Annotated in this window: 1 protein-coding gene; it reads left to right on the top strand. The window is 37.0% G+C overall.

What is annotated here, in order from left to right:
* Positions 1-595 (top strand): recombinase RecT (locus tag ACFIKJ_RS09670; RefSeq protein WP_375627209.1); only part of this gene is annotated, 595 nt, incomplete at both ends.

Here is a 595-nt window from a genome sequence, read left to right as displayed (position 1 = left end):
GAAAATATGGATTTTCTGCTGAAGAATTTCGAGAAACAATCATAAAAACTTGTATTGGATATAAAAATGCTAGTGTCATCACTGATGCAGAATTTGCCGTTTTTCTTTTTGTTGCCAATACTTATGGACTTAACCCTTTAACAAAAGAAATCTATGCACTCCCTAAAAAAGGCGGCGGCATCATACCCGTTGTTTCTATCGACGGTTGGATAAAGATCATCAAATCAAATCCTGACTTTGATGGCATGACCTTTCAAGATCAACTCGATAAGGATGGGAAGCTCATTGCTATCAAATGTGCTATTCGTCTCAAAGGAATTAAAGACCCTATCGAAGTCATCGAATATCGCAAAGAATGCGAACAAGAAAAAAGTGAAGCATGGCAAAAATATCCAGCACGCATGTTGCGCCATAAAGCTACTATACAATGTGCTCGCTATGCTTTCGGGCTTTCCGGTATTTATGAAGAAGATGAAGCAAAACGTATCAATGAAGCAAACCATAACGTACAAACGAAGTTAGTTTCTTATGATGTGCTTACGCAAATCAAACAATTAATAAACATCACTCAAACAGAAGAAGAAAAAGTGCTTGA

Origin of the sequence: Bartonella sp. PS7NMGDW (assembly GCF_042193585.1) — a bacterium.
GTDB lineage: Bacteria > Pseudomonadota > Alphaproteobacteria > Rhizobiales > Rhizobiaceae > Bartonella > Bartonella grahamii.
Note: the sequence above shows the minus strand (reverse complement) of the source record. Positions and strands in the feature narration are given on the sequence as shown.